Source organism: Streptomyces sp. M-16 (assembly GCF_052114405.1).
GTDB lineage: Bacteria > Actinomycetota > Actinomycetes > Streptomycetales > Streptomycetaceae > Streptomyces.
Genome location: NZ_JBFRER010000185.1, coordinates 1 through 9560, shown reverse-complemented (window position 1 = coordinate 9560; position 9560 = coordinate 1). Strand labels below are relative to the sequence as shown.

Genomic DNA, 9560 nt, shown 5'->3' with positions numbered 1-9560 from the left:
AGCGGGGCCCGGGCGCGGAGCGCCGTGCGGTGAGGTGCGCGGGCGCACGACGGCGGGTCCGGGCCACCGRGCSGGTCCGGACCACCGGGCCGGTCCGGACCACCGGGCCGGTCCGGGCCGAGCCCGGGGAACGGTGGAAGGGCGGGCAGGGGACCCGCCCCGCGCGGCGGCCGGCCACCCCTGGCCGCGCCGCCCCGCGCGGGAGAGGCGTCAGGCGGGAAGGTGGGCGCGGACCTCCGCGGCCGCCGTTTCGCCGTAGGCCTTCGTGAAGCGCTCCATGAAGTGCGCCCGCGCCAGCGTGTACTCCTGGGTGCCCAGGGTCTCGATGACCAGCGTCGCGAGCATGCAGCCCAGCTGCGCCGCCCGCTCCAGCCCGACGCCCCAGCCGAGCCCGGTCAGGAAGCCCGCGCGGAACGCGTCGCCGACACCGGTGGGGTCGATCTTCGCGGTCTCCTCCGGGCAGCCGACGACGACCGACTCCTGCCCGGCCCGCTCGATCCGCACGCCCTGCGCGCCCAGCGTGGTGACGCGGGTGCCGACCTTGGCGAGGATCTCCCCGTCGGTCCAGCCGGACTTCGACTCGATGAGCCCCTTCTCGTACTCGTTCGAGAAGAGGTACGTCGCACCCTCCATCAGGGTGCGGATGTTCTCGCCGTCCATCCGCGCGATCTGCTGCGAGAAGTCGGCGGCGAAGGGGATCCCCCGCGTCCGGCACTCCTCCGTGTGGCGGAGCATCGCCTCGGGGTCGTCGGCGCCGATGAGGACGAGGTCCAGCCCGCCCACCCGGTCGGCGACGGCCTTCAGCTCGATCTGGCGGGCCTCGCTCATCGCGCCCGTGTAGAAGGAGCCGATCTGGTTGTGGTCGGAGTCCGTGGTGCAGACGAAGCGCGCGGTGTGCAGCACCTCGGAGATCCGCACCGACTCGGTGTCGACCCCGTGGCGGTCCAGCCAGGCGCGGTACTCGTCGAAGTCCGAGCCGGCGGCGCCGACCAGGATCGGGCGGCTTCCCAGCTGCCCCATGCCGAAGCAGATGTTCGGGCCGACGCCGCCCCGCCGTACGTCGAGGTTGTCGACGAGGAAGGAGAGGGAGACCGTGTGGAGCTGGTCGGCGACGAGCTGGTCGGCGAAGCGGCCCGGGAAGGTCATGAGGTGGTCGGTGGCGATGGAGCCGGTGACTGCGATGCGCACGGCGTGGATGCTCCTGCGGAGGACGGCAAGGGGACAGTCAAAACTACCCGGTCCACGGCGGTGGGCCGACCCGTCGAAACTACCCCGTAGTAGGACTTCCTTCGCCCGCATCGGCGTGCCTACCGTGCCCCCATGACCTCTACCGATGGCTTCGGGTACGCAGAGCCCACCGCCGGCGCCCGCCCCGGCTTCGCCCGGCTGCTGGGCGACTGCGCACGGATGGCACCGCACTGGCCCGTCCCGCACGAGCCGCGCCCGGTCCGCGTCACGCCCTCGCAGATCCACGGCATCAGCGTCCCGCCCGCCTCGGCCCGGCTGATCGCCTCCACCGCCGCCTACGGGGACTGAGGGCCACCGGGAGGGAACCGGTTTCGCGACCGCCGCGTCACACCCGCATCACGTACGGCGGGACACGCGAAGGAGCGATGCGGTGACCAGCGAACAACCCGAAACATCACGCGCCACACGACGGCGGCCGGCCTGGGCCATCGGCTCGATCGCCGCCGCCGTCCTGCTGGCAGGCGGTGGTACGGCGTACTGGGCGTCCACGGCCTACGGAGACGCCTCGGGCAGCGGAACCCGTACGAGTGACAGCGCGGCCGTCGCGCCCCGTCCCACGGGGTCCCCGTCCAGGCCCGGCATCGCGCCCGGGGAGCCGGATCCGTCCGGCGGCGGGGTCACCTACCGGGCCGAGGGGCAGTTGCCGCAGGCCCCGGCGGGCGGGGCGCCGTCCTTCGCGGCGTCCGGCGAGGTCTCCTCCGACGAGGTGGCCCGGCTCGCCCAGGCCCTCGGGATCTCCGGCGCGCCGCGCCTGAACGGCGAGCAGTGGCAGGCCGGGGAGACCGCCGACGGTTCGGGGCCCCGGCTCACGGTGACCCGCAGGGCTCCCGGGACGTGGAGCTTCTCCCGCTTCCAGGGCGGCGCCCCGAACGGCGGCGGCGCCGGGGACGACTGCGTGCGCGGCAAGGACACCTGTGGCCCGGCCACCCTCCCCCAGGGTGCCGCGGAGGGGTCCGCGGTCGCCGGGTCGGACGCGGGCGCGGGGCCGGTGTCCGAGGAGGCGGCCAGGGCGGCCGCGGCCCCGGTGCTGGCGGCCGCCGGCCAGGGCGACGCCAAGCAGGACGCCCGCCTGCTCCAGGGTTCCGTACGGGTGGTGAGCGCCGACCCGGTGGTGGGCGGGCTGCCCACCACGGGCTGGTCCACCCGCGTGAGCGTGGGCCCCGACGCCAAGGTGGTGGCGGGCAGCGGCGAGCTCAAGGCCCCGGTCCGCACGGGTGAGCAGCCGGTGGTCGGCGCCGACGAGGCGCTGGCCCGGCTCAACGCGGCCGGCAAGGGCGGCGACGGCACGGGTCCGGGCCCGAGCGGCTGCGCGACCTCCGTGCCGCTGACCCCGGACACGCCGACGGGCGCGACGGACACCCTGCCCTGCAACCCGGAGCCGCGTCCGATGAAGCCCCCGCGGACCGAGACCGTACGGGGGGCCGTGCTCGGGCTGGCCCCGGGGACGGTCGACGGCGGACGGGGCCTGGTGCCGGCGTGGCTGTTCGAGGTGGCGGGCAAGGACGGCGCTCCGGGCCGCACGGTGGCCTCCCCGGCGGGCAAGGACGGCGGCGGCGCCCCGGTGCCCCCGCAGGACAGGACCGCGCCCGCGTTCTCGTACGCGCAGGCCGACCGGACGCTGACGGTGAACTTCTGGGGCGGGGCGTGCAGCACGTACGCCCTGGAGGCGCGGGAGGAGCCCGGGTCGGTCCTGGTGAAGGTCACCGAGACGCCGAACCGGCAGGGGCAGGCCTGCATCATGCTGGCGCAGGAGATGACCGTGTCGGCCACGCTCCGCGAGCCGCTCGGCGACCGGAAGGTGGTCGACGCGACGACGGGCAAGACGCTCCCCCGCCAGTGAGGCGGTAGCGGGAACGCCCGAGGGCCCGGGCACCGGTCGCTGTGACCGGTGCCCGGGCCCTCGTCGTACGGGGTCAGCCGGGTTTAGCTGAACGAGTCGCCGCAGGCGCAGGAGCCGGTGGCGTTCGGGTTGTCGATCGTGAAGCCCTGCTTCTCGATGGTGTCGACGAAGTCGATCGAGGCGCCGTGCAGGTACGGGGAGCTCATCCGGTCGGTGACGACCTTGACGCCGTCGAAGTCCTTGACGACGTCGCCGTCGAGGGACCGCTCGTCGAAGAAGAGCTGGTAGCGCAGGCCGGAGCAGCCACCGGGCTGGACGGCGACGCGGAGCGCCAGGTCATCGCGGCCTTCCTGCTCCAGCAGGGTCCTGACCTTCTCGGCGGCGGCGTCGGACAGGAGGATGCCGTCGCTCACGGTGGTCTTGTCGTCCTGTACGGACATCTGCATTCACTCCCGAAGTGGGCGGCTCCCCGCCGGAGCGGCTGGGGAAACGTCGGACTCTTGCCGTGGGTGGCAACCAGCGGGACCGCGGATTCATTCCGGGGCCGGCGCCTTGTTTCAGATATTCATGCTCGCACACCCGGGCGGAGCGGTGGACCCCGCGATGAGGACCGGTGGAGCGGGCCGCACCCGGCCGGGCGAATGCGTCACATCGACACTATCGGCATCGTCAAAGTGACATGAAGCGGCTATGATAGATAGCGTCAAATAGACGAGAAGTCGTCAAGCTGCCACTCCCGCAATCCCCGAATTCCCTTGTCGCAGAACAGAAAGGGTGCGTGTCGTGACCACCGCCCAGCCTTTGGACGTCCAGCCGACGCCCCTTGCCCTGCTGCTGCTCGGCCGTGAGGCCGACCCCAAGAGCGAGCGCGGGGTGGAATGCCCCGGCGACCTGCCCTCGCCGTCCGACCCGGACCTGGTGGCCCGCGCCCGCGCGGCCAAGGAGAAGCTCGGGGACAAGGTCTTCATCCTCGGCCACCACTACCAGCGCGACGAGGTCATCGAGTTCGCCGACGTCACCGGCGACTCCTTCAAGCTGGCCAAGGACGCCGCGGCCAAGCCGGAGGCCGAGTACATCGTCTTCTGCGGCGTGCACTTCATGGCCGAGTCCGCGGACATCCTGACCTCGGACGACCAGAAGGTCGTGCTGCCCGACCTCGCGGCCGGCTGCTCGATGGCCGACATGGCCACCGCCGAACAGGTCGCCGAGTGCTGGGACGTGCTGACCGAGGCCGGGGTCGCCGGTACGACCGTCCCCGTCTCGTACATGAACTCCTCCGCCGACATCAAGGCCTTCACCGGCAAGCACGGCGGCACGATCTGTACCTCGTCCAACGCGAAGAAGGCCCTGGAGTGGGCCTTCGAGCAGGGTGAGAAGGTGCTGTTCCTCCCCGACCAGCACCTGGGCCGCAACACCGCCGTGCGCGACATGGGCATGTCCCTGGACGACTGCGTGCTCTACAACCCGCACAAGCCGAACGGCGGCCTGACGGCCGAGCAGCTGCGGAACGCGAAGATGATCCTGTGGCGCGGCCACTGCTCGGTGCACGGCCGGTTCTCCGTGGACTCGGTCAACGACGTGCGCGAGCGGATCCCGGGCGTGAACGTGCTGGTCCACCCCGAGTGCAAGCACGAGGTCGTGGCGGCCGCGGACTACGTCGGCTCGACGGAGTACATCATCAAGGCGCTGGAGGCGGCCCCGGCCGGCTCCAAGTGGGCCATCGGCACCGAGCTGAACCTGGTCCAGCGGCTGGCGAATCGTTTCGCGTCGGAGGACAAGGAGGTCGTCTTCCTCGACAAGACGGTCTGCTTCTGCTCGACGATGAACCGCATCGACCTCCCGCACCTGGTGTGGACCCTGGAGTCCCTGGCCGAGGGCAACCTGGTCAACCAGATCCAGGTCGACAAGGAGACGGAGAGCTTCGCGAAGCTCGCGCTGGAGCGGATGCTGGCGCTGCCGTAACGATCAGTACGGAAGGGGGCGCCCGGCTGCKGCCGGGCGCCCCCTTCGGCGTTCCTCCAGGCGGCCCGGGCGGGCGGCGGGCCGGTCCAGCGCTCGTTCTGCCTCCCGCTCAACGCGGAGGCGATCAAGAGGATGTCGCCCGGCAACCGCTCCTACGACGGGCGCACGGACGTCCCCGGCAGGAGCCGGGGCGGCTGCTCGGCTGTACCCCGACCGAGGGCCCCGGCCCCGCGCGGTGCGGTGGCCGGGGCCCTGTCGGGGTGGCAGGCGGTCAGACCTTGACCGGGGTCTCGTCCGCCGGCTGGGGCGGGACCACCGCCAGGCGGGCCCGCTTCTTCGCGCGGCGGCGTTCCTTGCGGAGCTCGACCATCGTGTAGAGGGTCGGCACCAGCAGCAGGGTCAGCAGCGTCGAGCTGACCAGGCCGCCGATCACCACGACCGCGAGCGGTTGCGAGATGAAGCCGCCCTCGCCGGTGACGCCCAGCGCCATCGGGAGCAGGGCGAAGATCGTCGCCAGGGCCGTCATCAGGATCGGCCGCAGACGGTGGCGGCCTCCCTCGATGACCGCCTCGACGACGCCCAGGCCCTGGGCCCGGTACTGGTTGACCAGGTCGATCAGGACGATCGCGTTGGTCACCACGATGCCGATCAGCATCAGCATGCCGATCATCGCCGGGACGCCCATCGGGGTGCCGGTGGCGATCAGCAGGCCCAGCGCGCCGGTGGCGGCGAAGGGGATGGAGACCAGCAGGATCAGCGGCTGGACCAGCGAGCGGAAGGTCGCCACCAGCAGCATGAACACGATGGCGATGGCGGCGAACATGGCCAGGCCGAGCGAACCGAAGGCCTTGTCCTGGTCCTGGGAGACGCCGCCGATGGCTGCGGTGGCGCCGGCCGGCAGGTCCAGGGCCTTGATCTTGGTCTGGAGCGCTGCGCTGACCGCGCCGGTGTTGTCGCCGACCGGCTTGGCGGTGATGGTGGCGGCGCGGGCGCCGTCGATCCGGGTCATGGCGACCGGGCCGGGGACGACCTTGACGTCGGCGATGTCACCGAGCTTGGCCGGGCCGACCGGCAGGGCCTGGAGTTCGGCCAGGGTGGTGGCCGGGTGGGCGGAGCGGACCACGATGTCCCGCTCGGTGTCGTCCAGTACGGCCTTGGCCACCGGGTTGCCCCGGACGGCCTGGGCGACGACGGCGCCCAGCGCGGCCTGGTTCAGGCCGGCCTCGGCGGTCTTGGGGGTGGCGGTGACGGCGATGCGGGGCACCGACTGGGCCAGGTCGCTCTGGACGTCGGTGACGTCCTTCAGGGTGGCCACCTCGGCGCGGACCTGCTCGGCTGCCTTGGCCAGGACGCCCGCGTCACCGGCCTTGACGACCACGCTCAGGTTCTGGCTGCCGAAACCGCCGCCCGCCGAGATGGAGGTGTCGCCGATGCCGTCCAGCTTCGCCAGGGCGTCCTGGATCCGCCCCTTGACGGCCTCGGAGTCGCCGGAGTCCTTCAGGGTGACCTGGTAGGAGGCCTGGTTGGTGCCCGTACCGCCGCCGAAGGCCGCGAGGAAGCCGGAGGAGCCGACGGTGACCTGGTAGTCCTTGACGCCGTCCACGGAGCCGAGGGCCTTCTCCACCTTGCGGGCGGCCTCGTCCGAGGCGGCCAGCGAGGTGCCGGGGGCGAGTTCCTGCTTGACCGTCAGGACGTCCTGCTCGCCCTGGTCGAAGAAGTTGGTCTTCAGCAGCGGGGTCATGGCGAAGGTGGCGACCAGGACGACGACCGCGATGGCCACGCTGGTCAGGCGGCGCCGGGTGGCGAAACCCAGGACCTTGACGTAGAAGCGCTGCAGGCGGCTCTTCGCCTCCTTCTCCTCGGCCTCGCGGCGGGCCTTCGCGGCGCTCTCGGCGTCCGCCGACGAGACGCCCTTGGGGGCGCGCAGGAACCAGTACGACAGCACCGGGACGACCGTCAGCGACACCAGCAGCGAGGCCAGCAGCGCGGCGGTCACGGTGAGCGAGAAGGAACCGAACAGCTCGCCGATCATGCCGCCGACCAGGCCGATCGGCAGGAAGACGGCGACGGTGGTGAGCGTGGACGAGGTCACCGCGCCCGCCACCTCGCGCACCGCGGTGATGATCGCGGCCTCGCGCTCCTCGCCGTAGCCGAGGTGGCGCTTGATGTTCTCCAGGACCACGATCGAGTCGTCGACGACGCGGCCGATGGCGATGGTGAGCGCGCCCAGCGTCAGCATGTTGAGCGACAGGTCGCGGGTCCACAGCACGATCAGGGCGAGGACCACGGACAGCGGGATGGAGACCGCGGTGACCAGGGTCGAGCGGATCGAGGCCAGGAAGACCAGGATCACGATGACCGCGAAGGCCAGGCCGAGCAGGCCCTCGGTGGTCAGGCCGGAGATGGACCGGGCGACCGCCGGGCCCTGGTCGCTGACGACGGTCAGCGCGGCACCGGAACCGAGGGTGGAGCGCAGCTCCGGGAGCTTGTCCCTGACGGCGTCCGAGATGGCGACGGCGCTGCCGTCCTTGTCCATGGTGAGGACGAGTGCGAGGCTGGGCCTGCCGTTGGTGCGGGTGATCGAGTCGCCCGCGGCGGGCTCCTGCCTGACCGCGGCCACGTCGGCGAGGCGGACGGCCGGCTTGCCGGGGCCCGGGGTCAGCCGGAGGTCCTCCAGCTGGGCGAGGGAGGTGTATCCGGACCCGACGCGGACGGTGCGGTTCTGGCCGCCCTCGTCGAAGGAGCCGGCGGGGACGGTGGCGCCGCCGGCCTTGAGGCCTTCGGCGAGCTTCGTCCCGTCGAGGCCGGCCGCGGCGAGCTTCGCCTCGTCGGGCGTGACGGTGACCTGGAGGTCGCGGACGCCGTCCACGCTGACCTGGCCGACGCCGTCGATGTCCTCCAAGGCCGGGACGACGGACTTGTTCAGCTGGTCGGCGAGGGCCTGCTGGTCCTTGTCCGAGGTGACGGCGAGGACGACGGTGGGGATGTCGTCGGTGGAGCCGGCGACCACCTGCGGGTCCACCTCGGAGGGCAGCCGGACGCGGGCCCGGTTGACGGCCTGCTGGACGTCGGCGACGAGCTGCTTGGTGCCGCTGTCGCCGTAGTCGAAGGTGGCCCGGATGAGGGCGTTGCCCTCGCTGGCGGTGGAGGTGATGCCGGTGATGCCGTCGACGCCCTTGAGGGTGGCCTCGATGGGCTCGATGACCTGCTTCTCCACCACGTCGGGCGAGGCGCCCTGGTACGGCGCGAGCACGGAGACCATCGGCAGTTCGATGGAGGGCAGCAACTGCTGCTTGAGCTGCGGGATGGCTATGGCGCCGAAGAGCAGCGCGACGATCGACACGAGGCCGATCAGCGCTCTCTGGGCAAGGCTGAAGCGGGACAGCCAGGACATGGGTGTGGGATCTCTCTGCCGGACGCGGGTGGGGGCGTCCCAGCCTCGCCCACGCCGGAGCGCCGTTGCGTCGCTCCCAGGTCCCGTCCTTATGCGCGGCATACCGCGTCCGCAGTACTCCGCGGTGGTCCGTCGTACTGCGGACCCCGTCCGGTCAGTCGGAGCGCGGGCGGACCAGGCCCGATTCGTACGCGATGACCACCAATTGCGCCCTGTCGCGGGCGCCGAGCTTCGCCATGGCCCGGTTGACGTGGGTCTTGACCGTGAGCGGGCTGACCTCCAGCCGTCCGGCGATGCCGTCGTTGGAGAGGCCGGCGGCGACGAGGACGAGGACCTCGCGCTCGCGGACGGTCAGCGCGGCGAGCCGTCCGGCGTGGGCGGAGCCGGTGGCGGGGGCCTCGGCGTGGCCGGCCTGGGCGAGGAAGCTGGCGATGAGGCCCTTGGTCGCGGCCGGGGAGAGCAGTGCCTCGCCGGCCGCCGCGACGCGGATGGCGTTCAGCAGCTCGTCGGGTTCGGCACCCTTGCCGAGGAAGCCGGAGGCCCCGGCGCGCAGCGCCTGGACCACGTACTCGTCCACCTCGAAGGTGGTCAGCATGACGACGCGGACCCCGGAGAGCTCCGGGTCGGCGCTGATCATGCGGGTGGCGGCGAGTCCGTCGGTGCCGGGCATCCGGATGTCCATGAGGACGACGTCGGCCCGCCGCTCGCGCGCGAGGGCGTAGGCCTGTGCCCCGTCGGCGGCCTCGCCGACGACCTCCATGTCGGCCTCGGAGTCGACCAGCACCTTGAACGCGCTGCGCAGCAGCGCCTGGTCGTCGGCGAGCAGCACCCTGATGGGCGTGGTGGCGGTCTGCGTCTGGGTCCCCGTCTCGGCCATGCCCCGAGGGTACGTGGGCGGGCCCGCGGGTTCAGCCGAGGGAGAGGGCCACCAGGGCGGTGGTCGCCGCCACTTCGCACAGGGCGCCGAAGACGTCCCCGGTGACCCCGCCGAAGCGGCGGACGCAGCGGCGCAGCAGGAGGTCGGCGGCGAGCAGGCCCGCTGCGACGGCCGCGGCGTGCTGCACGGCGGCGGGCAGCCCTTGCGGGAGCGCGGCCAGCGCGGCGGCGGCCGTGACG

Annotated in this window: 8 protein-coding genes; 3 read left to right on the top strand and 5 right to left on the bottom strand. The window is 72.4% G+C overall.

Annotation, left to right across the window (positions count from 1 at the left end):
• Window positions 1-210 precede the first annotated feature (210 nt).
• Entirely contained in the window at window positions 211-1188 is a 978-nt protein-coding gene (locus tag AB4039_RS39895; RefSeq protein WP_442273074.1) for a carbohydrate kinase family protein, read from the bottom strand.
• Between the two features lie 132 nt (window positions 1189-1320).
• On the opposite strand from AB4039_RS39895, the gene AB4039_RS39890 reads away from it, so the two are divergent.
• Together AB4039_RS39890 and AB4039_RS39885 are read left to right on the top strand one after the other, a co-directional pair.
• A complete protein-coding gene (locus AB4039_RS39890) occupies window positions 1321-1536 on the top strand; it encodes a hypothetical protein (RefSeq protein WP_266838636.1) in 216 nt (71 codons plus the stop codon).
• An 82-nt stretch (window positions 1537-1618) separates the two neighbouring features.
• Window positions 1619-3088 carry a hypothetical protein gene (locus tag AB4039_RS39885; protein WP_266838637.1) on the top strand — a complete coding sequence of 490 codons (1470 nt, stop codon included), beginning with the start codon at window positions 1619-1621 and terminating at the stop codon, window positions 3086-3088.
• 83 nt (window positions 3089-3171) lie between these two features.
• On the opposite strand, the gene erpA is transcribed toward AB4039_RS39885, so the two are convergent.
• The gene (erpA, locus tag AB4039_RS39880; RefSeq protein ID WP_030010511.1) at window positions 3172-3528 is read right to left on the bottom strand and encodes an iron-sulfur cluster insertion protein ErpA; all 357 of its coding nucleotides are present in this window, start codon (window positions 3526-3528) and stop codon (window positions 3172-3174) included.
• Window positions 3529-3862: 334 nt separating this feature from the next.
• On the opposite strand from erpA, the gene nadA reads away from it, so the two are divergent.
• The gene (nadA, locus tag AB4039_RS39875) at window positions 3863-5050 is read left to right on the top strand and encodes a quinolinate synthase NadA (RefSeq protein WP_266838638.1); all 1188 of its coding nucleotides are present in this window, start codon (window positions 3863-3865) and stop codon (window positions 5048-5050) included.
• Window positions 5051-5321: 271 nt separating this feature from the next.
• Here nadA and AB4039_RS39870 read toward each other — a convergent pair whose 3' ends face one another.
• The 3 genes from AB4039_RS39870 to AB4039_RS39860 form a co-directional block, all read right to left on the bottom strand.
• Window positions 5322-8444, bottom strand: a complete 3123-nt coding sequence (locus tag AB4039_RS39870) for an efflux RND transporter permease subunit (protein WP_266838639.1) — start codon at window positions 8442-8444, stop codon at window positions 5322-5324.
• A gap of 154 nt (window positions 8445-8598) precedes the next feature.
• Window positions 8599-9321 carry a response regulator transcription factor gene (locus AB4039_RS39865; RefSeq protein WP_266838640.1) on the bottom strand — a complete coding sequence of 241 codons (723 nt, stop codon included), beginning with the start codon at window positions 9319-9321 and terminating at the stop codon, window positions 8599-8601.
• A 31-nt stretch (window positions 9322-9352) separates the two neighbouring features.
• On the bottom strand, window positions 9353-9560 hold a 208-nt coding region (locus AB4039_RS39860), incomplete at its 5' end, for an adenosylcobinamide-GDP ribazoletransferase (protein ID WP_442273073.1).

What these genes read in the sequence shown, in the direction of transcription:
- AB4039_RS39890 (WP_266838636.1), top strand. Translation starts at nt 1,321, where the DNA reads ATGACCTCTACCGATGGCTTCGGGTACGCAGAGCCCACCGCCGGCGCC.
- erpA (WP_030010511.1), bottom strand. Translation starts at nt 3,528, where the DNA reads ATGTCCGTACAGGACGACAAGACCACCGTGAGCGACGGCATCCTCCTG.
- AB4039_RS39870 (WP_266838639.1), bottom strand. Translation starts at nt 8,444, where the DNA reads ATGTCCTGGCTGTCCCGCTTCAGCCTTGCCCAGAGAGCGCTGATCGGC.
- AB4039_RS39865 (WP_266838640.1), bottom strand. Translation starts at nt 9,321, where the DNA reads ATGGCCGAGACGGGGACCCAGACGCAGACCGCCACCACGCCCATCAGG.